30 protein-coding genes are annotated in these 22,286 nt (G+C 69.6%); 19 read left to right on the top strand and 11 right to left on the bottom strand.

From position 1 onward, the window contains the following. Positions 1–130: 130 nt before the first annotated feature. Together IEY26_RS14405 and IEY26_RS14400 are read right to left on the bottom strand one after the other, a co-directional pair. A complete protein-coding gene (locus tag IEY26_RS14405) occupies positions 131–325 on the bottom strand; it encodes a cold-shock protein (RefSeq protein WP_188980166.1) in 195 nt (64 codons plus the stop codon). 171 nt (positions 326–496) lie between these two features. Further along, on the bottom strand, positions 497–658 hold the full coding sequence (locus IEY26_RS14400) for a preprotein translocase subunit Sec61beta (protein WP_188980164.1): 162 nt from the start codon (positions 656–658) through the stop codon (positions 497–499). Between the two features lie 108 nt (positions 659–766). Here IEY26_RS14400 and trxA point away from each other — a divergent pair, with 108 nt between their 5' ends. From trxA to IEY26_RS14385, 3 genes are all read left to right on the top strand, one after another. Beyond that, positions 767–1,036, top strand: a complete 270-nt coding sequence (gene trxA, locus IEY26_RS14395; RefSeq protein WP_188980162.1) for a thioredoxin — start codon at positions 767–769, stop codon at positions 1,034–1,036. A 153-nt stretch (positions 1,037–1,189) separates the two neighbouring features. Next, positions 1,190–2,119 carry a sulfide-dependent adenosine diphosphate thiazole synthase gene (locus IEY26_RS14390; protein WP_188980160.1) on the top strand — a complete coding sequence of 310 codons (930 nt, stop codon included), beginning with the start codon at positions 1,190–1,192 and terminating at the stop codon, positions 2,117–2,119. Further along, positions 2,119–2,334: a hypothetical protein gene (locus IEY26_RS14385; protein WP_188980158.1), complete on the top strand. Its 216-nt coding sequence runs from the start codon at positions 2,119–2,121 to the stop codon at positions 2,332–2,334. Before IEY26_RS14390 ends, IEY26_RS14385 begins: the two co-directional genes overlap by 1 nt. On the opposite strand, the gene npdG is transcribed toward IEY26_RS14385, so the two are convergent. From npdG to IEY26_RS14365, 4 genes are all read right to left on the bottom strand, one after another. Beyond that, positions 2,321–2,989, bottom strand: a complete 669-nt coding sequence (gene npdG, locus IEY26_RS14380; RefSeq protein ID WP_188980156.1) for an NADPH-dependent F420 reductase — start codon at positions 2,987–2,989, stop codon at positions 2,321–2,323. The two genes, IEY26_RS14385 and npdG, sit on opposite strands and share 14 nt — an antisense overlap. Before the next feature lie 156 nt (positions 2,990–3,145). After that, entirely contained in the window at positions 3,146–3,469 is a 324-nt protein-coding gene (locus IEY26_RS14375) for a hypothetical protein (protein ID WP_188980155.1), read from the bottom strand. 88 nt (positions 3,470–3,557) lie between these two features. Continuing rightward, positions 3,558–4,421: a TIGR01548 family HAD-type hydrolase gene (locus tag IEY26_RS14370; protein WP_188980153.1), complete on the bottom strand. Its 864-nt coding sequence runs from the start codon at positions 4,419–4,421 to the stop codon at positions 3,558–3,560. Between the two features lie 48 nt (positions 4,422–4,469). Next, positions 4,470–4,853 carry a UPF0146 family protein gene (locus IEY26_RS14365; protein ID WP_188980151.1) on the bottom strand — a complete coding sequence of 128 codons (384 nt, stop codon included), beginning with the start codon at positions 4,851–4,853 and terminating at the stop codon, positions 4,470–4,472. A 39-nt stretch (positions 4,854–4,892) separates the two neighbouring features. Between IEY26_RS14365 and IEY26_RS14360 the strand changes: the two genes are divergently transcribed. Then, positions 4,893–5,414 carry an archaemetzincin family Zn-dependent metalloprotease gene (locus IEY26_RS14360; protein WP_188980149.1) on the top strand — a complete coding sequence of 174 codons (522 nt, stop codon included), beginning with the start codon at positions 4,893–4,895 and terminating at the stop codon, positions 5,412–5,414. A gap of 345 nt (positions 5,415–5,759) precedes the next feature. On the opposite strand, the gene IEY26_RS14355 is transcribed toward IEY26_RS14360, so the two are convergent. Then, positions 5,760–6,068 (bottom strand): nucleoside triphosphate pyrophosphohydrolase, encoded by a 309-nt coding sequence (locus IEY26_RS14355; RefSeq protein WP_188980147.1) that lies wholly within the window; start codon positions 6,066–6,068, stop codon positions 5,760–5,762. A 106-nt stretch (positions 6,069–6,174) separates the two neighbouring features. Between IEY26_RS14355 and IEY26_RS14350 the strand changes: the two genes are divergently transcribed. From IEY26_RS14350 to IEY26_RS14320, 7 genes are all read left to right on the top strand, one after another. Continuing rightward, positions 6,175–6,336 (top strand): hypothetical protein, encoded by a 162-nt coding sequence (locus IEY26_RS14350; protein WP_188980145.1) that lies wholly within the window; start codon positions 6,175–6,177, stop codon positions 6,334–6,336. 76 nt (positions 6,337–6,412) lie between these two features. Continuing rightward, positions 6,413–7,012: a pyridoxal 5'-phosphate synthase glutaminase subunit PdxT gene (gene pdxT / locus IEY26_RS14345; protein ID WP_188980143.1), complete on the top strand. Its 600-nt coding sequence runs from the start codon at positions 6,413–6,415 to the stop codon at positions 7,010–7,012. 122 nt (positions 7,013–7,134) lie between these two features. Beyond that, on the top strand, positions 7,135–7,527 hold the full coding sequence (locus IEY26_RS14340; protein WP_188980334.1) for a bifunctional nuclease family protein: 393 nt from the start codon (positions 7,135–7,137) through the stop codon (positions 7,525–7,527). Then, complete coding sequence (gene hisE / locus IEY26_RS14335) at positions 7,524–7,892, top strand: phosphoribosyl-ATP diphosphatase (RefSeq protein WP_188980141.1); 369 nt, start codon at positions 7,524–7,526, stop codon at positions 7,890–7,892. Before IEY26_RS14340 ends, hisE begins: the two co-directional genes overlap by 4 nt. A gap of 80 nt (positions 7,893–7,972) precedes the next feature. Next, a complete protein-coding gene (locus IEY26_RS14330; RefSeq protein ID WP_188980139.1) occupies positions 7,973–8,821 on the top strand; it encodes a hypothetical protein in 849 nt (282 codons plus the stop codon). 52 nt (positions 8,822–8,873) lie between these two features. Continuing rightward, a complete protein-coding gene (locus tag IEY26_RS14325; RefSeq protein WP_188980137.1) occupies positions 8,874–9,722 on the top strand; it encodes a WD40 repeat domain-containing protein in 849 nt (282 codons plus the stop codon). 93 nt (positions 9,723–9,815) lie between these two features. Continuing rightward, positions 9,816–10,784, top strand: a complete 969-nt coding sequence (locus tag IEY26_RS14320; RefSeq protein ID WP_188980134.1) for an NOG1 family protein — start codon at positions 9,816–9,818, stop codon at positions 10,782–10,784. A gap of 132 nt (positions 10,785–10,916) precedes the next feature. Here the strand turns inward: IEY26_RS14320 and IEY26_RS14315 are convergent, their stop codons facing one another. Then, a complete protein-coding gene (locus IEY26_RS14315; protein WP_188980133.1) occupies positions 10,917–12,215 on the bottom strand; it encodes a TIGR00341 family protein in 1,299 nt (432 codons plus the stop codon). Positions 12,216–12,601: 386 nt separating this feature from the next. Here IEY26_RS14315 and IEY26_RS14310 point away from each other — a divergent pair, with 386 nt between their 5' ends. The 3 genes from IEY26_RS14310 to IEY26_RS14300 all read left to right on the top strand — a co-directional run bounded on the left by IEY26_RS14310 (position 12,602) and on the right by IEY26_RS14300 (position 15,552). Continuing rightward, a complete protein-coding gene (locus tag IEY26_RS14310) occupies positions 12,602–13,321 on the top strand; it encodes an SIMPL domain-containing protein (RefSeq protein ID WP_188980131.1) in 720 nt (239 codons plus the stop codon). Positions 13,322–13,384: 63 nt separating this feature from the next. After that, positions 13,385–14,002: a GTP-binding protein EngB gene (gene engB / locus IEY26_RS14305; protein WP_188980130.1), complete on the top strand. Its 618-nt coding sequence runs from the start codon at positions 13,385–13,387 to the stop codon at positions 14,000–14,002. 104 nt (positions 14,003–14,106) lie between these two features. Continuing rightward, a complete protein-coding gene (locus tag IEY26_RS14300; protein WP_188980129.1) occupies positions 14,107–15,552 on the top strand; it encodes a PAS domain-containing sensor histidine kinase in 1,446 nt (481 codons plus the stop codon). Positions 15,553–15,565: 13 nt separating this feature from the next. Here the strand turns inward: IEY26_RS14300 and ddh are convergent, their stop codons facing one another. Together ddh and IEY26_RS14290 are read right to left on the bottom strand one after the other, a co-directional pair. Further along, complete coding sequence (gene ddh, locus IEY26_RS14295) at positions 15,566–16,492, bottom strand: D-2-hydroxyacid dehydrogenase (RefSeq protein WP_188980128.1); 927 nt, start codon at positions 16,490–16,492, stop codon at positions 15,566–15,568. Between the two features lie 240 nt (positions 16,493–16,732). Next, positions 16,733–17,983, bottom strand: coding sequence for an NUDIX domain-containing protein (locus IEY26_RS14290; protein ID WP_188980127.1), 1,251 nt, complete (start codon positions 17,981–17,983; stop codon positions 16,733–16,735). A 99-nt stretch (positions 17,984–18,082) separates the two neighbouring features. Between IEY26_RS14290 and IEY26_RS14285 the strand changes: the two genes are divergently transcribed. Both IEY26_RS14285 and IEY26_RS14280 read left to right on the top strand, forming a co-directional pair. Next, a complete protein-coding gene (locus tag IEY26_RS14285; RefSeq protein ID WP_188980125.1) occupies positions 18,083–18,841 on the top strand; it encodes a coenzyme F420-0:L-glutamate ligase in 759 nt (252 codons plus the stop codon). After that, the gene (locus IEY26_RS14280; protein ID WP_188980123.1) at positions 18,838–19,797 is read left to right on the top strand and encodes a 5,10-methylenetetrahydromethanopterin reductase; all 960 of its coding nucleotides are present in this window, start codon (positions 18,838–18,840) and stop codon (positions 19,795–19,797) included. Before IEY26_RS14285 ends, IEY26_RS14280 begins: the two co-directional genes overlap by 4 nt. Positions 19,798–19,800: 3 nt before the next feature. Here the strand turns inward: IEY26_RS14280 and IEY26_RS14275 are convergent, their stop codons facing one another. Then, complete coding sequence (locus IEY26_RS14275) at positions 19,801–19,959, bottom strand: hypothetical protein (RefSeq protein WP_188980121.1); 159 nt, start codon at positions 19,957–19,959, stop codon at positions 19,801–19,803. Positions 19,960–20,028: 69 nt separating this feature from the next. On the opposite strand from IEY26_RS14275, the gene IEY26_RS14270 reads away from it, so the two are divergent. The 3 genes from IEY26_RS14270 to IEY26_RS14260 are packed head-to-tail and all read left to right on the top strand — an operon-like array spanning position 20,029 to position 22,256. Beyond that, complete coding sequence (locus IEY26_RS14270; protein WP_188980119.1) at positions 20,029–20,211, top strand: DUF7573 domain-containing protein; 183 nt, start codon at positions 20,029–20,031, stop codon at positions 20,209–20,211. Between the two features lie 59 nt (positions 20,212–20,270). Beyond that, on the top strand, positions 20,271–21,245 hold the full coding sequence (locus IEY26_RS14265; protein WP_188980117.1) for an AAA family ATPase: 975 nt from the start codon (positions 20,271–20,273) through the stop codon (positions 21,243–21,245). A gap of 6 nt (positions 21,246–21,251) precedes the next feature. Continuing rightward, positions 21,252–22,256: a DUF58 domain-containing protein gene (locus IEY26_RS14260; protein ID WP_188980115.1), complete on the top strand. Its 1,005-nt coding sequence runs from the start codon at positions 21,252–21,254 to the stop codon at positions 22,254–22,256. Positions 22,257–22,286: the final 30 nt, after the last annotated feature.

The raw sequence follows: 22,286 nt of genomic DNA, 5'->3' as shown, positions 1-22,286 counted from the left end.
CGTGCTCGCATCGTATCACGCTGCGAGCGACGACGCCGTCGCTCGTCGACGACTCGCCCGTCCCCTTCTACGGGCGGACGCGTCGCTGTTCGGTGTGGCGTCGAAAGAAGGTAATTAGTTTAAAACGCGCTTACAGGCGCTCGAGGTTCTTCGCGCGAGGGCCCTTGGGGGCGTCCTCGATCTCGAACTCGACTTCCTGCCCTTCCTCGAGGTCCGGGCCGCCGATGTCTTCCATGTGGAAGAAGACGTCCTCGTCCGCGTCGTCCGTTTCGATGAAACCGTAGCCGCCGGTGTCGTTGAAGAAATCAACTTTACCTTTTGCCATACCACATCGAAGTGCCCACCCACGGATAACACTTCCGAGATAGTCCGTCCCGTGGCCACGCCCCGCGAGCGACGATTCCGCCGCTGGTCGCCGTAAGCGGACGCCGCTCGCGTCACCAGAGAATCACGGAGAATAAAGGGGAAAGCCCCGCCCTGAAGGGCGAGGGGGATGTCAAGCGAGGGCGGTGAGGAGGAGGACGAGCAGCCCGAAGAACGCGCCGAACGCGACGATGGTTCGCGGGTCGATACGCAGCGCGTTCGGGTCCTCGGAGTCGAAGTAACGGACGAGGCCGGCGCTCGACATCAGCCCGCCGGAGTTCTGGCCCTTGCTCATACCGTCTACTGCCCGCTCGCGCCGCGTAAACCTTTCGACCCGACCCCGGCAAGCAGCGTCCCGTCGGAAACCCTTATCCCACCAGCGAAGCCTAGAGGAAGTAGAACCATGACGGTCACCCTGAAGGACTTCTACGCCGACTGGTGTGGTCCCTGCAAGACGCAAGACCCGATTCTCGAAGAGCTCGAAGAGGACTACGAGGGCTCCGTCTCCTTCGAGAAAATCGACGTCGACGAAGAGCAGGACGTCGCCAACGAGTACCAGGTCCGCTCCATCCCCACTATCGTCGTCGAGAACGACGACGGCGTCGTCGAACGCTTCGTCGGCGTCACCCAGCGCGAGAAACTCGAAGACGCGCTGAAACAGGCCGGAGCCTAGAAACCGACTGCTCGACTGTCGTTCTCCCGTAATCCCGCCCGCGTAGCTCCCGCTCTCGGTTCTCCGTGGCTTCTCGGTCGCAATCACTCGACGAGCAGCGGGTGCGCTCTCGCGACGCCAAGATTTAACTACTGGGTTGTAACACTAGCTGGTATGCGGTTCGACGGCTTCACTCAGGCGGACGAAGCACAGGTCACGAACGCGATCACGGAATCGTGGAGCGACGAGTTCCTCGACTTCACCGACACGGACGTCATCGTCGTCGGCGGCGGTCCCTCCGGGCTGACGGCGGCGAAGGAACTCGCCGACCGCGGCGTCGACACGATGATCGTCGAGAAGAACAACTACCTCGGCGGCGGATTCTGGCTCGGCGGCTTCCTCATGAACAAACTCACCGTTCGCGAACCCGCCGAGGAGATCCTCGACGACCTCGACGTCCCCTACGAAGAGGCCGAGGAGACGCCCGGACTCCACGTCGCCGACGGCCCCCACGCCTGCTCTGCGCTCATCCGAGCGGCGTGTGACGCCGGCGTGAAGATCCAGAACATGACGGAGTTCACGGACGTCGTCGTCCGCGACGGCCACCGCGTCGCCGGCGTCGTGATGAACTGGACGCCGGTGCACGCGCTCCCGCGAGAGCTCACGTGCGTCGACCCGATTGCCGCGGAGAGCGACCTCGTCATCGACGCCACCGGCCACGAGGCCGTCGTCGTCTCGAAACTCCAGGAGCGCGGCGTCCTCGACGCGCCCGGAATCGAGCACGCGAGCGAGCACAACACCGGCATGGACCAGACGGCGGACGGCGAGTACGGCGCGCCCGGCCACGACTCTCCCGGTCACGACTCCATGTGGGTCGCGGACTCCGAGGACCGCGTCGTCGAACACACGGGCCGCGTCCACGACGGCCTCGTCGCCGCCGGCCTCGCGACCGCAACGACGCACGGCCTCACCCGGATGGGACCGACGTTCGGCGCGATGCTCGTCTCCGGGAAGGCCGCCGCGCAGGCCGCCCTCGACGAGCTCGGCGTCGACGCCCCGACCGTCTCGCTCCCCGGGACGAACCCCGCGCCCGCGGACGACTGATGGCGCGACCGGTGGCGCTGACGGTCGCCGGGACCGACACCGGCGGCGGCGCGGGCGTCGCCGCGGACTCGAAGGCGTTCGCCGTGACCGCGCGCCACGCTGTCGTCGACGCCGGCGCGGTCGGCGAGGAGCCGATGTGTCGCGTGCTCGGCGCGTCCGGCGTCGATATCGTGGAGAAAACCCCCGCCGTCGCCGACGCCGTCAGTGGAAGGTGATGCCGACGTCGTGGAGGCCGTCGTTGTTCATCGCGAGGTTGATGAGGAGCGGAGTGAGGGATTCGACTTCGGGGGCGTTGGCGATGCCGCCGGCGTCGTGGACAGTGAGGCCGTCGATGTCGGTGGCGAGGCGGACGACGATGTCCTTGGCGTCGAGGTCGTCGCCGACGACGAGGGTGTCGAGGGCGAGCTCGACGTCGAGGTTGGCGAGGCGGTCGGCGGCGAGGTTGTGGAACGCGCCGACGACGGGGACGGCGTCGGGGACGGTGTCGCGGACGAGCGCGGTGACGCTCCCCACGTTCGGCGGGGAGTAATGCATGCCGTCGTCGTCGCGGTTCATGCCGACGGCGGGCGTGACGACGATGGTGTCGTCGTCGAGCACGCCGGCGACGTCCTCGATGACGCCGCGGATGTGGTAGGGCGGGACGGCGAAGACGACGACGTCGGCGCGGTCGGCCGCCATCTCGTTCTCGAAGCCCGTGATCTTGCAGTCGACGCCGCGGGAGTCGAGTTCGGTCTCGTACTCCTCGGCTTTCGCGCGGGCTTTGTCCGGGTCGCGGGAGCCGACGACGACCTCGTGATTCGTGTCGTAGGCCCAGCGGAGCGCGAGGCCTTCGCCGATGTCGCCGGTGCCGCCGAGTAACGCGATTCGCATACTCGCCGAGAGTGGTGGCTGGCGAATAAGCGTTGTGCGACCGGAGAACGCCGCGGGAACGCCGGGGCGACTCCAAGAACTGCCGGCGTCCCCCGGCGGAGAAACCGAACCGCCGTCGGACGCGCACCGGAACCGAGGCGACGGCCGGACGTCGGGTCAGCCGATGTTCGTCTCGACGGCGACGTCGGTGACTTCGCCGAGCCGCTCCCAGTCGCCGGCCTCCGGCTTCACCTCGCCGGGCTTCGTCTCCGCGGCGTCCCGCGCGTGCCGGCGTTCGAGGTAGACCGGCGTCTCCTCGCCGTCCGGCGTGACGAACCGGTAGAGGACGTCGTCGGCCGCGCGGTCGCGCGCCCGCCCGTGCAGCCCGCCCGGCTCCTCGTCGACGCCCGCCAAGTCGAGCTCGTGCTCCCACTCGTCGTCGACTTCGACGCTCACGGGGCCACTATCCTGCTTCAACAGTCGCATTCTCACGTCGACCATACACGTGGCCTGAAACGCAGCGAGAAAAATACTGGTGGCCGCACGGCCGTCGACTCTCTCGTCTGCCGAACCGGTCGAGACTTGCTGTTTACTCGAGGATGTCGGGGAGGTCGTTCACGGAGTCGAGAACGACGTCCGCGCCGGCGGCGTCGTACTTCTCGCGGCCCTCGTCGCCGGTGAGGCCGCCGGTGAGGACGCCGACGGCGTAGTAGTCGGTGTCGGGGTCGGCGTCGCGGGCGTTCACGGTCGTCTCGATGTCGTCGAGGGTGTCGCCGACGAACGCGACCGAGTCGGCGTCGCAGCGGTCGGCGAGCGCGACGAGCGCGCGCGGGTGGGGTTTTCCTTCCTCCCAGTCGTCCATCGTGAATCGGCGCTCCGGGGGGACGTCGAGGCCGACGCGGTCGAGCGCGAACTCGGCTTCCGCCTCGGGGCGGCCGGTGAGCACGCAGACGCAGAACTCGGCGAGCGCGTCAATCGTCGAGCCCTCCAGGATGATGGGTTCCTCGGCGATGAAGCCGGGCGCGTCGATGGGCGGCTCCGCGCCTTCGAGTTCGACGTAGCGCTCGCTTCCGAGATAGAGCGCCTGGAAGACTTCACGGAGCTCCGTCGGGTCCCACGCGTCGAACACGCGCGCCGCGGCGTCGTCGTCGAGCGCGGCGTCAACGACGGCTTCCGCGGCGTCGAGGCCGCCTCCGCGCTTCTCGATCTCCGCGGTGAACTCCTCGATGCCCATCGCGAGGCCGTCCCGGTCGGCGAGCACGAAGAGCGCCGCGGCGTCCGTCAGCGCCCAGTCGTTGTTGAACCCGCCAGCGTCCTTGAACAGCTGTATCTCCGCCTTCTCGATGGTGTCGCCGTAGACGACGTCGATCGACTCGACAATCGCCCGCCGATAGGAGTCCGCGACGTCCACGAGCACGCCGTCCACGTCGAGCACCACGGCGTCAACGTTCATACTCTCTCCCTCCGCCCCGAACGGGTAGTCGGTTACGGTCTCACCGCCCTACTCCCGCGCGACGTACACCGTTCCCTCGGCGACCGTCACCGGCCGCGCGTCGACGACGACCGGGTCGCCGCCGAGGGTCGTGAACAGACACGCCGCGTCCACCTCGCGCGCGACCGCGAGGACCGACCGCTGGAGCTCCGGCGGCACGCGGCGCGCGTACACCGCGTCCGCGCCGCGATACACCGACAGGTCGGGGTCGGTCACGTCGTCCACGACGAACTCGACGCCCGCGGGGACCTCGCGCTCAACGACGTCCGTCGCCACCACGCGACACCCGCGCTCCGCGAGCTCGCCAGCCAACTCGGCGCGCTCACCCACCCCGACCTCCACGAGTGACTCGTACGCCGCGAGCACCGCACTGACCCTCTGAGCCCTTGACACGCCGTGGTGTTTATGCGTCGGGACAGCATACGCCTTCCCATGCGCGTCGACATCGTCCCTATCGGAGACGTCCCCGCCACCGTCAAACGCGAGGCCTCCGCGGGACTGCGCACCATCTACGACTGCGACGTCTCCGTCGCCGGAGACCAACCGCTCCCCCGAGACGCCTACGACGACGCCCGCGGCCAATACCGCGCCGAAGCCTTCATCGACCTCGCCGCCCGCGAAGGCGGCGGCGACCGCACCATCGCCCTCACCCCCGTCGACCTCTACTACCGACGCCGCAACTACGTCTTCGGCCTCGCCTACCTCGACGGCCGCGGCTGCGTCGTCTCCACCCACCGCCTCAACACCTCCTCCGACGGCGGCCTCTCGCAGAAACCTCAAGAAGACATCTTCGCCGACCGAGTGAGAAAGGAAGTCGTCCACGAAATCGGCCACACCCTCGGCCTCGAACACTGCGACAACTCCCGCTGCGCCATGAGCTTCTCCCCCACCGTCCGCGAAGTCGACCTCAAAGAGGAAACCCTCTGCGGCAGCTGCCAGCGCGAGGTTTTCTAACGCACCTTTTTATTGCGAGCGGGTCGCACGGCGACCCGCTCGATAAAGATCTGCACCGAAAGCGCTCCTCCTCCGGTCCCTGCGGTCCCTCAGTCGTCGGCCCGCGACTCACTCTGTTCGTCGCGGTGAACCGCTTCGTTGTACGGGCGACCCGTGAGTCGCCCGTACAGCAAGCGGGACGCAAAGCGTCCCACCCTGCTCAGGTTCTTGGCGGGACCTCCGGTCCCGCTTGCCCGCACTCACTCCGTTCGCGCGGACTTCGAACCGTTCGCTCGCGGATGCTTGTCGTGGTCACTCACCTCTCCTTGACGCCTCGTCCGGTTGCTCTCCGTCGCTGTGGTCTGATTAGTCGTCTTCGACGCGTTCGAGGACGACTCCCTCGCTGAACCGCCCTCGTTCTTCGGCCTTCTCCGCCCGCATTGTTTCGAGCTCGTCGCGCGAGCGGCCTTCGAGGTCGCGGAGCGCGTGGACGACTTCGAGGACGTCGGCGAGTTCTTCGACGTCGCCGCTCTCTCGGTACTCGGCGGCTTCCTCGTCGAGCAGGCGGTCTTCGTACTCGTCGCCGTCGGCGACGTGCGTCACCGGCGTCTCCCCCTCCTCCTCGATGATGCCGGGAATTCCGTCGCGGACGAGTTTATCGTACTCTCGCGTCACACGCGGACGTCCCGTCGCGCGGCTTTGAAATCGCCCGATACGCTGCTCGTCACCCGACAGCGCAGCCACCCCAAGCGATAACGCGGTCCGCGCCCACAGTTCCAGTATGTTCGGCACGCCTCCCTGTCCGGAGTGTGGGAGCGCGTTCCTCGTGGTTCGACTGCGAACCCACGGCTACCCGCGAACCGAGAGCGGGAGCGTCGAGAAGTACTATCGGTGTTTCCGGTGCTTCCACTCGTTCTCCGAGGACGAAACCGCCACGGCGTAGCGCTCCGCGCGCCCGACGGAAGCACGGCGGATGTGGAATCTCCACGTTTTTAGCGGGTGACGCCCAAGCGTTGGGTATGACTGTGAAAGCGGGCGTCGTCGCGGTGCAGGGCGACGTGTCGGAGCACGCGGACGCGATTCGGCGCGCGGCGGCGAACCACGGCCGGGAGGCCGAGGTCGTGGAGATTCGGGAGGCGGGAGCGGTGCCGTCCTGCGACCTGCTCTTGCTCCCGGGCGGGGAGTCGACGGCGATTTCGCGCCTGCTGTCGCGCGAGGGTATCGACGAGGAGATCCGGGCGTTCGCGGAGTCCGGGAAGCCCGTGCTGGCGACGTGTGCGGGGCTCATCGTGGCGTCGCGGGACGCGAAGGACGACCGCGTGGAGACGCTGGACGTCCTCGACGTGTCGGTGGACCGGAACGCGTTCGGCCGGCAGAAGGACTCCTTCGAAGCGCCGCTGGACGTGACGGGCTTAGACGAGCCGTTCCCGGCGGTGTTCATCCGCGCGCCGGCCATCGACGCGGTCGGCGACGACGTGGCGGTGCTCGCCGAGTGGGACGACCGGCCGGTGGCGGTGCGGGACGGGAACGTCGTCGGCACCTCGTTCCACCCCGAGCTGACGGCGGACTCACGAATCCACGACCTCGCGTTCTTCGCGGAGCCGGGGGCGTCGGCGTGAGCGCGTCCGACGGCGGGGACGGCGACGCGGTCGACGAGCGCGAGGAGGACGCGAGCGAGGCGCGAGAGTTCCTCGAGGCGTCGGTGGAGAGCGTGCGCGTCGCGGGCTCCGAGAGCGGTCCGATGCCGGTCGTGCTCGTCGACGTCGGGCACGAGACGGACGTCGTTCCGATATTCATCGGGTTCGAGGAGGCGTTGAGCATCGCGCGCGGCGTGGACGCGATGGACGTCGGCCGGCCGCTCACGCACGACCTCTTTCTCGACGTCGTCGAAGAACTCGGCGGGCGGGTGCGGCGCGCGGTCGTCACGCGCGAGGAGTCGGGGACGTTCTTCGCGGACCTCCACCTCGACACGCCCCGCGAGGCGACGGTCGTGGACTCGCGGCCGAGCGACGCGCTCGCGCTGGTCTCGCGGACGGACGCGCCCATCGAGGTCGCCGTGGAGGTCTTCGAGTCGGCGCGGCGGCCGCGGGAGGAGTTCGACGACTTCGATGACATCCGCGAGGTGGCGCTATGAGCGACGACTTCGACGACGCCGGCGAGAACGCTGACGGCGGCGGCGAGGGGCACAGCGGTGGCGAGGGCGACCGGGAGAGCGCGGACGAGGTACTGCGCGAGCTCTTCGACGTCATCGAAGACAGAAAAGCGAACCTCCCCGAGGGGTCGTATACGACTTCTCTGTTCACGCACGAGAAAGGCGTGAACGCGGTGTTGGAGAAGGTCGGCGAGGAGGCGACGGAGGTCATCCTCGCGGCGAAAGACGGCGAGGACGCGGAGCTCGCGGCTGAGTCCGCGGACCTCGTCTACCACCTCCTCGTGACGCTGTCGATGGCGGACGTGGACGTCGACGACCTGCTGGACGAACTCGCGCGGCGTCGGTAGCGCGTCCCGCCCTTCGCCGCCCGTTTTTTTCTCCCCGTCAGTGCCGGCATTTATACGAGTGGAGGCTGTCGAATGCGTGTATGAACGGGAAGGAGTTCAGCGTGGTCGAAGACATCCCCGTGGATGCGGCGTTCCACGACGTCACCGTCTCGAAGAGCGGCGTGTTCGCGGTCGGAGAGGACGGCCTCGTGGTGCGGCGTCAGCGCACCTGGGAGCCCGTCGAGAAGGAGTTCGACGGCGGGAACACCCTCTACGGGACGTCGGCGACGGACGACGGGAAACGCGTCTGGTTCGCGGGCGGCAGCGGCGCTGCCGGTTACTTCGACGCGGACGCGGAGGAGACGGTCGAGTACGAGATTACGGCGGACGAACACGACTACCGGAGCGTCGCGGTCTCCGGGCCGGCCGACCAGGAGGTCGTCTGGGCGGTCGACGACAACGGCACCATCTACCACGGCTCGCCGACGGGCGAGGAGGAAGCGGCGTGGGAGTGGGAGCAGGACATGCCGGGGTCGGACGCGAGCTTCACGGACATCAAGTACGCGCCGGGCGTCCCGGTCGCGACGGCGGAGGACGGCACGGCGTTCGTCCACACGGACGACGGCTGGCAGGACCTCGGCGTCGGCGCGGTCGACGCGCTCACGTCCGTCGCGGCGACGGGCGACGGCCCCTTCTTCGGGAGCGACGAGTACGTCTACGCGCCGACCGAGGACGGCTGGACGGCCGAGCACGTCGCCGAGGACACCGTGACGAACCTCGGGTCGCGCGGCGACCAGGTGTTCGCGACGACCGGCGACGGCGACCTCCTCCACCGGACGAACGGCGACTGGTCGACCGTCGACGTCGACGTCGACGTCGCGCTGAACGCCGTCGTCGCCCGCGACCACGTCGTCGCGGTCGGCGACGAAGGAACCATCGTCGAACACTGATTCTCTCGGTGGACGCGGTCCTTTATCGGGCGTGACGGCGTACTCGGTGGGTATGCACGGACGAGCGTTCCGCTCGGTCGCGGCCGCCGTGACCGGCGAGGCACTGCGCGACGTCGCCGCCGGACGCGGCGTCCTCGCGGCCGTCGGGGACGACGGCACCATCGTCAGCCCGCGCGACGGCGAGTGGCGCGTCGTCACGCACGGCGCGTACGACGGTGACACGCTCTACGCCGCGGCACCGACCGACGACGGGCGGCGCGTCTGGGTCGCCGGCGAGGACGGCACGGCGGGCTACTGGGACGTCGGGAACGAGGAGACGCACGCGTACGCGATTCCCTCGGGAACGGCGGACTTCCGGAGTCTCGCGGTCGCCGGGCCGGCGGGCCGCGAGGTCGTCTGGGCGGTCGACGACGACGGCGTCGTCCACCACGGCACGCCCGACGGCGACGACTGGGCGTGGGAGCGCGACGTTCCCGGCGACGGCGAGACGCTCTACGACGTCGTCTACGCGCCCGGTCGCCCCGTCGTCACGTCGGAGAACGGCGTCGCGTACGTCCGCGGCGAGTACGGCTGGGAGGACGTCGGTATCGAGAGCCCGGACCTCCTCGCCGTCGCCGTCGCGACGACCGACGGCGTGTTCTTCGGGAGCGAGGACGCCGTCTACGTCCCCGACGGCGACGACTGGACGGCGTACGAGCTCGCGAACGACACCGTGATGGACCTCGCGACGCGCGGCGACCAGGTGCTCGTCGTCACCGAGAACGGCCGCGTTCACGCCTACGACGAGAGCGGCTGGCGCGAGTTCGAGACGGACCGCGAAACCTCGCTCTACGCCATCGGCGGCCGCGAACGCATCGTCACCGTCGGGGACGACGGGGCGATTCTCGAGTTCACGAGCTAGCCCGACTGGTCGTCGCCGCGCGTGTCGCCGCACGCGTCGCCGCCTCGCGACCGGATAAACGCCCTTTTACGTCCCGCACTCCTGGATACGAGTATGATTTTCGAGGACCTCCCCACTACGCCGACGTCCGACGAGCTCCTCGACAAGGCGTTCTCGCGGGCGGCGCGAGCGGGGCGAGCGAAATCGGGCTTGGAGGCCCAGCAGTCGATGCTGCAGACGTCGTCGAACATTCTCTCGGACAACCTGATGAACGTCGTGACGGCGTGGCCGGACTTCGACGAGGTCGACCCGTTCTACTACGAGCTCGCGGACGCGGTCGCGGGCGTCGACGACATCCGCGCGAGCCTGAGCGAGGTCGCGTGGGCGTCCCGGAAGACGAAGGAACTCGGCCGCGACTACCAGGGGAAACTCCCCCGCGGCGACCTCGACGCCGCGCGGAAGGTCCGCAAGCAGGGGTTCGCCCGCATGGGCTCCGTGATGGACGAGGTCGCCGACGACCTCCAGTTCCTGAACGACGTCCGCAACGACCTCAACAAGTTCCCGGACATCCGCCCCGACGAACCCGCCATCGTCGTCGCCGGCTACCCGAACGTCGGGAAATCCTCGTTCGTGAACACGCTCACGAACGCCCGCAACGAGACCGCGTCCTACCCGTTTACTACTAAGGAGGTCCGGGTCGGCCACGTCGAGCGCGACCACATCCGCTACCAGCTCGTCGACACCCCCGGCCTCCTCGACCGGCCGGCCGACGAACGCAACGACATCGAGAACCAGGCGGTCTCCGCCATCACGCATCTCGCCGACGCCGTCCTCTTCTTCATCGACGCCTCCGAGACCTGCGGCTACGAACTCGAAGACCAGCAGGCGCTCCTGAACGATATCGAGGCCATCTTCGACGACGTCCCCGTCATCACCGTCTGCAACAAGAGCGACCTCTCGACCGATACCGCCGCCGACTACTACATGAGCATCGAGAACGACGAGAACCTCGACACCGTCCTCGACGCCGCCGTCGACGCCATCGGCTTCGAAGCCGACCTCCCGCCCTCCCGGAAAGAGTAACCACGACTCCGCGACGCGCGCCGCGCCGCTGCTCCCCGTTCTCTCCCTCCTGCTTCCCCCTCTCCGCCCTCTCGATCTCTCCGCTTCTCTCCGCTCCTGTCGTTTCCCGGTTCTTCCAGCTCTCCGGTGGCTTCAGCTCGCGTGTTGGGTTTCGACGAACTCGACTTCGACGGCGACGTCGTGGCCGGTTCGGTCCTCGATGACCTCGTGGATGCGCTCGGCGAGGCCGGCGTACGCGGCGTCGGCGGGTCGGCCGACGACGACGTGCACGCTCACCGGAGAGGAGAGCGGCGTCAGCGGCTGCTCGTACTCGACGTCGAGCGTGCGGAGGTTGAGGTTCTCGTACTCGCCGTCGGCGAGCGCGCCGTTGATGCCGGTGGTGACGGATTCCTCGAACTGCGCGTGCTGGTAGCTCGCGTACGTGACGCCGCCGAGGAAGACGGAGAGCACGGCGATGGCGACGGCGAGCACGGCGACGCGCTTCACCGTCGTCTTCCGCGCCTCCGACTCGCGGAACCAGGACTCGGGGCGGTAGCCGGCGTACCAGAGGACGACGAGCGCGGCGAGGTTGATGGAGAGGATGTTGACGGCGACGAGGACGCCGGAGCCGAGCGCGACCGCCGGCATCCCGAACGCGATGCCGATGCCGACCGTGGCCGCGGGCGGGATGAGCGCCACGGCGATCATGACGCCGACGAGCGCCGTCGACACGCCGGTCGCGAGGCTCACCACGCCCGCCACCCCCGCGCCGAGCGCGACGACGAGCGACAGGAAATCCGGCGCGAGCCGCTCTCTCACTTGCGTCAGCGTCGTCGGATCGATGCCCGGCGGCACGAGGTAGAGGTGGCGTATCCCGAACGCGAACACCGCCGACGAGAGAACGGCGAGCGCGACGCCGAGCGCCTGCATCCGCACGCCCCGCCGGAAGAGGTCGCGCTCGTCGATGACCGTCCCGACGGACGCCGCCATCGCCGGCCCGATGAGCGGCGCGATGACCATCGACCCGACCACCGTCGCCGGCGAGTCGAGGAGGAGCCCCGCCGTTGCGATGACCGCCGACACCACCGTCATCACCGAGTACACTACACGGGAGGACGCGAGGTCTTCGGCCCGCGTCCGCAACTCCTCGCGCGCGATGCGTTCGTCCGTCCCTTCCTCCTCCGCGTAGTCCGCTTCCAGCGCGTCGAACTTCCGCGACACCACCGTCTCCGCGTCCAACACGACCGTGTACGCCTGGTCGTCGACGCCGACCTCCCGGAGCTTCGACAGCACGTCCTCCACCGCGCCCGTCGGCAGCGGGAAGTAGACGACGCCCGTGTACTCGCGGCCGCTCGTCTCGTCCGTGACGACGTAGTCGATGCCCTCGTCGTCGAGCTCGCCGAGTATCGCCCGCCGCTTCCCGGCGGGAATCGTGACCTGAACGAGTCGCACTATCTCACCGACTCGTGGCGGCGAGAAAAGCGTTCGGACGACGCGGTTCGGAACGACGACCGCAGGGAGGAGTGAGCACGGTCGGAACAAGTTCCTCCCTGCTCGCGCCTGCGGCGCTCGCTCGTTCCGTCGCGTTCCGCGACGTGCTGCTCGTACTCGTTAGCACTCGCGCGAGAATCCGCGTTAGGGCGAGCGGGAGCGACACGCGGGCCAGCGCGACCGCGTAAACGACGAGCCAGCGGGACGCACCGTGTTCGCGCGGGCACGGTCGGAGCAGCGACGGCGGGGCGGGCCGGTGTTGAGTGCGGGTTCGCGGGCGTGGTGAGAGTCAAGTAGCGGTTTGTGTCCGCGAGAGGTTGATGCCGCGTGGGGCCGAGTAGTCGGGTATGGTATCGAGACTCTCTCGGCGGTCGATTGCACTGGTAGTGGTTGCTGTGGCAGTCGTGTCGGCGGGGTGTGTCGGCGGGATTGCGGACGGGTCGAGCGCGAACGCGTCGGCGTCGCAGACGGTGACGACGTCGGGGACGGGGTCGGTGTCGGCCGCGCCGGACCAGGCGGTGGTGTCGCTGGCGGTGACGGCGACGGCTGACGACGCGGAGACGGCGCGTGAGCGCGTGGCGGCGAACGCGAGTTCGCTGACGGCGGCGCTGACGGAGGCGGGGATTCCGTCGGACGCGGTCGTGACGAGTTACTACTCGCTGCACGAAGTCTCGCGGTCGGACGGGTCGACGAGCGAGTACCGCGCGGTGCACGCGTTCCGCGTGACGCTCAACGGGACGGAGCGCGCGGGTGAAATCGTCGACCTCGCGACGTCGAACGGCGCGAACCGGGTGTCGAGCGTGCAGTTCACGCTGAGCGACGAGGCGCGGGCGGACCTCCGCGCGGAGGCGCTCCGGGCGGCGATGGAGAACGCGCGTGCTGACGCGGACGTCGTCGCTGAGGCGGGCGGGCTGACGGTGACGGGCGTGCGGTCGGTGTCGACGTCGAGTCACACGCCGTCGCCGGTGACGTACGCGTCGGCGGACAGCGGCGGTGCGTCGACGTCGTTCTCGCCGGGGCCGGTCTCGGTGACGGCGACGGTGACGGTGACGTACGACGCGAGCTAACGCGACGCTCGGTCTCTTCGCGGAGAGCGTAACGCCTACCCTCTCTGGCGCGCTACGAGAGGTATGTTCGAGAACCGTCCCGACCGGGACGCGGAAGTCGTTCTCCTCGGCCGGTCCAACGTGGGGAAGTCGACGCTGATGCGCGAGATTACGGGCCACCAGTTCAACACGGGCGGGAAGCCCGGCGTGACGCGCAGCCCGAACCACTACGACTGGGCGAGCGAGGATTTCGTCGTCACGGACCTCCCGGGGTTCGGGTTTATGTCGGGCGTGCCGGGCGAGCAGCGAGAGCAGATTAAGACGAACATCGTGCGGTATCTCGAGGAGCACGCGCCGAACGTTCTCGCGGGCGTCGTCGTCCTCGACGGGAAGGCCGCCATCGACATCATCGACCGGCACACGAACGAGGAGGAGATCCCGCACACGGTCGAACTCTACCACCTCCTGCGTGAGCTCGACATTCCCGCGGTGCTCGCGGTGAACAAGATGGATAAAGTCGACGACGCGGACGAGCGCCTCGACGACGTCGCGGACCGCTTCGGGCTGTTGCCGCCGTGGAAGCAGTGGCAGGACACTATCGCGCCGATTACGGCGAAGCAGGGGCAGATCGAGCCGCTCGAACAGGCGGTGCGCGCGCACCTCGAAGCCGCGAAGCGCGACGACCTGAAGAAGTTCTTCTGACACGCGGCGAGCGCTCGTCGCACCGCCGTATCTGTTAGCTATCTGAACCGGGTCAGCGGCATACTTATCGGCGTGCTCCGGCTAGAGTAGATGTCTCTAACCGAATGAACGAGAGCGAGGGCGAGAAGTACGAGTCACTCATCCGGTATACGTCAGACGTCGTCTCCGTGTTGGCGATGGACGGGACGATTCGCTACGTCAGCCCGAGCGTCGAGCGCGTGCTCGGCTACGAGCCGGACGACCTCGTCGATACGAACGCCTTCGACTCCATCCACCCGGACGACCGCGAGCGGGTGTGGACGGCGTTCGAGCGCGTGCTCGACGACTCCGAGGACGTCATCGAGCCGGTGGAGTACCGGTTCGCCCGCGGCGGCGACACCTGGGTGTGGGTGGAGTCCACGGGGAGCGTCTATCCGGAGTCCGCCGTCGACGGATTCGTCGTCAGCACGCGCGACATCACGGAGCGGAAACGCCGCGAAGCCGAACTGGAAGCCGAACGACGGCGGTTCCAGTCGCTCACCGAGGGGGTGTCCGCAATCGTCTACCGCGCCGACCCGGTGACGCTCGACACGACGTACGTCAACGACACCATCGAGGAAATCACGGGCTACACGCCCGAGGAGTGGACGAGCGACCCGACGCGCTTCGAGGACGCAATCCACCCGGACGACCGCGAGTTCGTCCTCGACGAGCTGCGCCGCCTCCAGGCCGACCACGCGGCGGACAGTATCGACTACCGGCTCGTGACGCGGGGCGGCGACGTCCGGTGGATTCGCGATCAGATCTCGTGGGAGCGCGACGCCGACGGCGACGTGACCGCGCAGATCGGCGTCGCGTCCGACATCACGGAGATGAAAGAGTACCAGTCGCGCATCGAGGAGACGGCGGCGAAACTGGAGACGCTGAACCGCGTCGTCCGCCACGACATCCGAAACGACATGACCATCATCCTCGGGTGGGCGGAACTCCTCGAAGACCACGTAGACGAGACGGGCGTGGAGTACCTCGAGAAGATTCTCGCGAGCGGCGAGCAGGTCGTCGACCTGACGAACAGCGTCCGCGACTACGTCGAGACCGTGACGAACGGCGACGCGATGGCGGTGAAGCCGACGCCGCTCCGGTACGTCCTCGAAACCGAAATCTCGCTCCGCCGCGAATCCTTCCCGGAAGCGTCCTTCTCCGTCGACGGTGAGATTCCGGACGTCGAGGTCGCGGGGAACGAGATGCTCGCGTCCGTCTTCCGGAACCTCCTCAACAACGCCGTCCAGCACAACGACGACCCGTCGCCGTCGGTCGAAATCAGCGTCGCCGACGAATCAGAGAGCGTCGTCGTCACCGTCGCCGACAACGGCCCCGGCCTCCCCGAGGAGCTGTCGCGGCGGCTCTTCGCGGAAGGCGAGAAGGGACTGGAGAGCGGCGGGACGGGAATGGGGTTGTTCCTCGTTCGCCGCCTCGTCGACGGCTTCGGCGGCGAAGTCTGGGCGGAGAACCGCGACGCGGCCGGCGACGGCGGCGGCGCGGCCTTCCACGTCCGCCTCCCGAAGGCCTAATTCCCCGTTCAGCCTACGCGACGCGGTTGACGAACTCCTCGTCCGCGCTCGCGTGCAGGACGTTCTGCCGGACGAGCGCCGCGATGTCCTGGTAGTAGTTCCTGTCCGCCGCGCCGACGTGCGGGGTGACGACGACGTCGTCCATCTCCCAGAGCGGCGAGGATTCGGGGAGGGGTTCTTCTTCGAAGACGTCGAGGCCCGCGCCGGCGATGTCCCCGCTTTCGAGCGCGTCGACGAGCGCGTCCTGGTCGACGACGCCGCCGCGCGCGACGTTCACGAGGTAGGCGTCGTCGCGCATGACGTCGAACTCCTCCGCGCCGAACATGTGCGCTGTCTCCTCCGTGAGCGGCGTGGTGAGCGCGACGAACTTCGCGTCCGCGATGGCGTCGTGGAGGTCGACGGGCGTGTAGACTTCGCGGACGTGCGGGGGGCGCGCGGGCGTGCGGCGAACGCCCGAAACGCGCATTCCGAGGCCGTCGGCGCGCCGCGCGATGCCCTGTCCGAGCGTGCCGAGGCCGACGACGGTGACGCGCTGGTCGAAGAGCGTGAACGGGCGGTCCCACTCCGGCCGCGACCACTCGCCGCGGTTCTGCGCGTCCCGGGCGACGTGGAGGCAGCGCGCGAGCGAGAGCATCATCCCGACCGCGGTCTCGCCGACGCTCGCCCCGTGGATGCCCGACGAGTTCGTCAGTATCGTCCCGGTCTCCTCGAACCGCTCGACGGGGAAGTCGTCGTAGCCCGCGCGAGCGCAGTGCACCCACTCGACCTGCCCGAAGTAGGCGTCGTCGTGCGCGAACGTCACGACGGCGTCGATGTCGTCGTACTCGCCGTCACGCACGATGGAGACGTTCGGGTCGACGGAGGCGAGCGCGTCCACGAGGCGTTCCGGGGGGAAGACGGCGCTGATTGAGTCGTGTACGCCGAGATGCTCGATGTTCACGGCTGTCGCTACCGCGTATCGCTGATTCAATCTTGCGAAAGGGCGACTCGGTCTGGAGTTCCTCGTCAGAAGGGGCTCGGTGGGGGTAACTCCTCGTCACCGCCGCCCTACCGGGAGGAGACCGCCCGCGTCCATAGGCCTTTCCGAACGTTCATCTCGGAGGACGCGGCGACCCAGTGGCGTGCGCTGACTGACAGCCGCGGGCGGTCCGGTTCGGAACGGACGACGCCCCGCCCGCGGTCACTCCTGTGCGTCGTCCTGCTCGTCCTGCCAGGCCGCGAGCGACCGGAACGCGCCGGCGACCTCGCCGACGGCGGTCGCGTCGAGCACGCCGTCCTCGGTGACGACGCCGGTCACGCAGTCCGCCGGCGCGACGTCGAAGAGGGGGTTCTCGACGGCGACGTCGCGCTCGCCGTCGTAGACAGCCGCGGAGTCACCGGATTCGACGTGGACGTCGGCGTTGGGACTGACCTTGTCGCGCGCGCAGACCGCGTAGCACGCGGCGTCCTCGCGCTCGGCGGCGAGCGCCGCCGCCCGCGTCCCGACCTTGTTCAGCACGCGCCCGTCGGGGAGAACAGTGTCCGCGCCGACGAGCACGACGTCCGCGCCGGCGACGACCCCGGGGAGGTTTGCGTCCGTCGTGAGAGCGACGTCGACGCCGGCGTCCGCGAGCGCCTCCGCCACGCCGACGCCCTCGCACGCCGGCCGTGACTCCGCGACGACGACGGACGCCGGTCCCGGCTCCCCGGTGAGCGCGTCGAGGACGGTTCCTGACCGGGAGAGCGTCACGACTCGCTCGCCCGCGACGAGGTCGCGCGCTCGGTCGGCGGCGCGCCCGTCGGCGTCGACGGCCGCGTCGAGCGTGCGCTCCGCGACCGCCCGCGCGTCCGCCTTCCCGCCCGCCGCCTCGCTCAGCACGCGGTTCACGCGGTTCCGCACCGCCGCCATCCCCGGCTTCGCGTCGAGGAGGTCTCGCGCCAGCGCTTCGAGCCGCGCTCTTCCCGCGCCCTCGGCGGCGGCGTCGCGGAGCACTTCGACCGCGCGCAGGGAGACGTACGCCGAGCCGTGCGTGTCGTCGTCGGCGACGGATTCGACCGTCGGCGCGACCGCCCGCCACGACCGCCAGAGGTCCGGGACGGTCTCGCGGTCGCGGATGGCCGTCGGCTGCGCCCACGCCCACTCGGTCGTCTCCTCGTTCGGCTCGACGTCCCGGCGCGCGCAGTCGAAGAGATACGGGTGGACGACCCACCGCGTTCCCCGGTCTTCGTCGACGACGTCGAAGGGGTCGCCGACGCGGACGCGCTCGCAGGCGTCCGCGAGCCCCGTCTCCTCCGCGATCTCTCGCCACGCCTGCTCGTCCGGTCGGCCCTCGGCGTGTCCGGCAGGCGCGCCCCACCGCCCGCGGTAGGAGCCGACGCGCTCGCTCCGCTTGAGGAGGAGGACGTCGACGCCGCTCCGGAGGAAGCACGTGACGACGTGCACTTCGTCCATACTCGCCTGGTCGCTACGCGCCGCCTTCCACCTGTCGGCGACCGGCGTCAGATCGTCCGCTACCGCGGCGCTCTTCAACGCGGCCAGCGACCCACGAGTATGTACGTGAACGCGGTTCCCGGGCTCCCCGAAATCGACGCTGGCGACGACCTCGCCGCGCTCATCGAGGAGCACGGGGACGTCCACGACGGCGACGTACTCTGCGTCGCCAGCACCGTCGTCTCGAAGGCGGAGGGCCGCGCGTACGCCCTCGACGACTTCCCGCCGAGCCCGCGCGCCCGCGAGATCGCCGCGCGCCTCGAGGAGGTTACGGGCGACGAGAAGGACCCGCGGTTCGCCCAAGCCGTGTTAGAGGAGTCGATGGAGCTCGCCATCGAAGCGCCGTTCCTCCTCACGGAGACGCGGTTCGGACACGTCGGCGTGAACGCCGGTATCGACCGGTCGAACACCGGCGGCGCGGATCTCCTCCTCCTCCCCGAGCGCCCGTCGGAGAGCGCCGAACGAATCCGGGAGGGAATCGACGCGGACGTCGCCGTGGTCGTGACCGACACGTGCGGGCGGCCGTTCCGCCACGGCCAGCGCGGCGTCGCCATCGGCTGGGCGGGTATCTCCGCATCCCGGGATTGGCGCGGAGAGACGGACCGCGACGGCCACGAACTCGCCGTCACCGTCGAATCCGTCGTGGACGAACTGGCGTCGGCGGCGAACCTCGTCACTGGGGAGGGCGACGGCGGCGACCCCGTCGTCGTCGTGCGGGACTGGGCCTTCGGCGACCACGACGGGAGCGACAACCTCTTTCGGGAACTCGACGGCGACTTCGTGCGGCAGGCGCTCCGCGAGTGGGAGTTCGACCGATGAAGGGCGTCGAACTCACGCCGGAGGTGCCGGTCGAGGAGGTCGCCGCCCTCGCGGCTCGCGCGGAGGCCGCGGGCTTCGACCACGTCTTCGCGTCCTGCCACTACAACAACCGCGACCCGTTCGCGGCGTTGACGCGGGCGGCCGCAGCCACCGAGTCAATTCGACTCGGCCCGGGTGTCGCGAACCCCTACGAGACTCACCCGGTGAAACTCGCGTCGCAGGTGGCGACGCTCGACGAGCTCTCCGGCGGGCGTGCGGTGTTCGGCGTGGGGGCGGGCGACGCGTCGACGCTGCAGAATCTCGGGGTGGAGCGCGAGCGCCCGCTCCGCCGCGTGCTGGAGTCGTTCGAGGTGGCGCGCGACCTCTGGGCGGGCGAGCGCGTGGACCACGACGGGACGTTCACCGCGCGGGACGCGGGGTTGAACTACGCGGTCGGCGACGTGCCGGTGTTCGTCGGCGGGCAGGGCCCGCACATGCTGCGGATGGCGGGGAAGCGCGCGGACGGCGTGCTTGTGAACGCGAGCCACCCGGACGACGCGGCGTGGGCGGCCGACCGCATCGCCGAAGGCCGCGCCGAGCGCGAGGAGCCGAGCGAGTTCACGTCGGCGGCGTTCGCGTCGGTGAGCGTCGCCGAGGACGGCGCGGCGGCGCGCGAGGCCGCGCGGCCGCCGGTCGCGTTCATCGCGGCGGGCGCGGAACCGCCGGTGCTCGACCGGCACGGCATCGACCGCGAGCGCGCGAGCGACATCGGCGACGCCATCGAAGCGGGCGCGTTCACGGACGCGTTCGACGCGGTGAGCGACGCGATGCTCGACGCGTTCAGCATCGCTGGCACGCCCGAAGAAGTGGAAGCGCGAATCGCGGCGCTGCGCGAACATCTCGACGGCGTCGTCGCGGGCTCGCCGCTCGGCCCCGACCGCGCGACCGCCGTCGACCTGCTCGGCGACGCCTTCTAGGGCTTATGCGCCGTTCGACGTGACGAGGTCGCCGACCGCGCCGAGCGTCAGGTACGCGCCGGCGAGTACCGTGAAGCCCGTGATAACGGCCCCGCTGAGGAGGAGGACGGCGGCGATGGGGTCGGCGAAGAGCGTCGTCGGGTCGAGTTGCAGTGGGAGCATACCCGCGCTTACGGCGGCGAGGGCTTAGTCCCTGTGGGATTTATGCGGTCGGCGCGCCCGGGTGTGGGTGTGACCGAGGACGCGCGACTCACCGAGTTCGAGGGGGAGGTATCGACGCCATCGCCGCCCGCGGCGACGTACGCGTTCGACCCTACGGGCGCGCCCTGCGAGGCGTGCGGCGACCGCGTGCCGCGGCGGTTCCGCGACGAGAACGGACTCGTCTGCGGCGACTGCAAGCAGTGGCGGGTGTGAACCACCAACAGGCTTTCGTTCGCCGGCGGCCAATAGCTCGCTACTAGCCGGACGCCCACATGACTGACGCAACCACCGAAGCCGCCGTCGAGCGGGGTGTACTTTCCACAGACGAGGCCGCGGACCTCGCCGCCCGCCTCGTCGATAACGTCGAAACCGTTATCGTCGGGAAGCGAACGCCGATCGAACACCTCGTCGTCGCGGTTCTCGGCCGTGGGCACGTTCTCCTGGAGGACGTCCCGGGCACGGGGAAGACGATGCTCGCACGCACCGTCGCGAAATCCGTCTCCGGCTCCTTCGGGCGCGTGCAGTTCACTCCGGACCTCCTGCCGGGCGACGTGACCGGGACGCACGTCTTCGACGAGTCCACCGGCGAGTTCGACTTCCGCGAAGGCCCCGTCTTCGGGAACGTCGTGCTCGCGGACGAAATCAACCGCGCGCCGCCGAAGACGCAGGCCGCCCTCTTGGAGGCGATGGAGGAAGGACAAGTGACGGCGGACGGGACGACGTACCCGCTCCCCGACCCGTTCATCGTCATCGCGACGATGAACGCCGTCGAGCGAGACCGGACGTACGACCTGCCGCTCGCCGAGATCGACCGGTTCACGAAGCAGCTCTCGCTCGGCTACCCGTCGGTGGCGGAGGAGCGCGAAATCCTCAGCCGCGTCGCCGGCGACCACCCCGTTCGCGAGGTCGAAGCCGTGATGGACGTCCCGACGCTCCGCCGGCTCCGCGCGACCGCCGCGTCGGTGACGGTCGCCGAGCCCGTCCGGGACTACGTCGCGCGGCTCGCCGCCGACACCCGCGAGCACGCCGCGCTCGGCGTCAGCACGCGCGCGTCCATCGCGCTCTTGCACGCCGCGCAGGGCCGCGCGCTCCTCGGCGGCCGCGACTACGTCCTCCCGGACGACGTCCAGACGGAAGCGTCGTCGGTTCTCACGCACCGCGTCCGCGCGGACGAAGGCGGGCGCGTCGGCGGGCCCGCGGCCGAACAGGTCGTCGAGCGCGCGCTCGACCGCGTCCGCCCGGAGTAACACCGGATGCAGACCACGCTGACGCGCCGCGGCGTCGCGGTCCTCGTGTTCGCCGTCGCCGCGCTCGCCGCCGGCTGGCTGTTCGGCGGGCGGACGCTGAACGCCGTCGCCGTCCCGCTCTTCGTCGTCCTCGCCGGCGCGTTCGTCTACGTCCGCCGGCTCGACAGACCGTCCGTCTACCGCCGCGTCCCGGAGACGGTGCGCCGCGGCGACAGCCACGTGCTCTCGCTCTCCGTCGAGCAATCGGGCGAACCGACGGTATCGGTCGTCGACCCGCTCGACGGTATCCGGGGCGCGAGCACGCTGGAGACGGTCGCGGACGGCCGCGAGGCGACGCGCGCCGTGACGTTCGACGAGCGCGGCGAACACACCGTGGGGCCGACGCTCGTGACGGCGTCCGACCCGCTCGGCCTCTGGACGCGGTCGTTCTCCGTGCGGAACGAGGGGACCGTGCTCGTACAGCCGCGCGTCCACCGACTCCACGAGACGGCGTCGCTCCTCGCGGGCTACGTCGGCCTGACCGACGAGCGCGGGCAGTTCGACTCGCTCCGCGAGTACCGCGCCGGCGACTCCCTCCGCGACGTGAACTGGCGCGTGTCCGCGAAACGCGACGGCGACCTCGTCGTCACGACGTACGCGGGCGAGGGCGCGACGAACGCCGTCACTATCGCGGTGAGCGCCGACGGACCGCGGGTCGACAGCGCCGCGGAGGCCGCCGCGAGCATCGCCGTCTTCTGCCTCGACCACGGCGTCGACGTCGCCCTCCACACGCCGACGACCCGCCTCTCGGCCGCGCGCGGCGACGACCACCGCCGCCGCGTCCTCGACGCGCTCGCGCGCTTCGACGGCGGCACCGTCCGCCGCGACCCCACCGACCCCGCGGACGTCGCGGTGAACGCGCCCGCCGACGGCGGCCACGTCACCGTCACCGCGGCCGGCATGACGCGACGCTACGGCGAAGTCGTCGGCGCGCCCGACGAGACGACAGACTCGTCGGAGGTGGCGGCGTGACGCCCGAGATGGTTGCCACCGCGGAGGTGG

It is taken from the genome of Halocalculus aciditolerans, assembly GCF_014647475.1.
GTDB classification, from domain to species: domain Archaea; phylum Halobacteriota; class Halobacteria; order Halobacteriales; family Halobacteriaceae; genus Halocalculus; species Halocalculus aciditolerans.
This window is presented reverse-complemented; position numbering and strand designations above follow the sequence as displayed.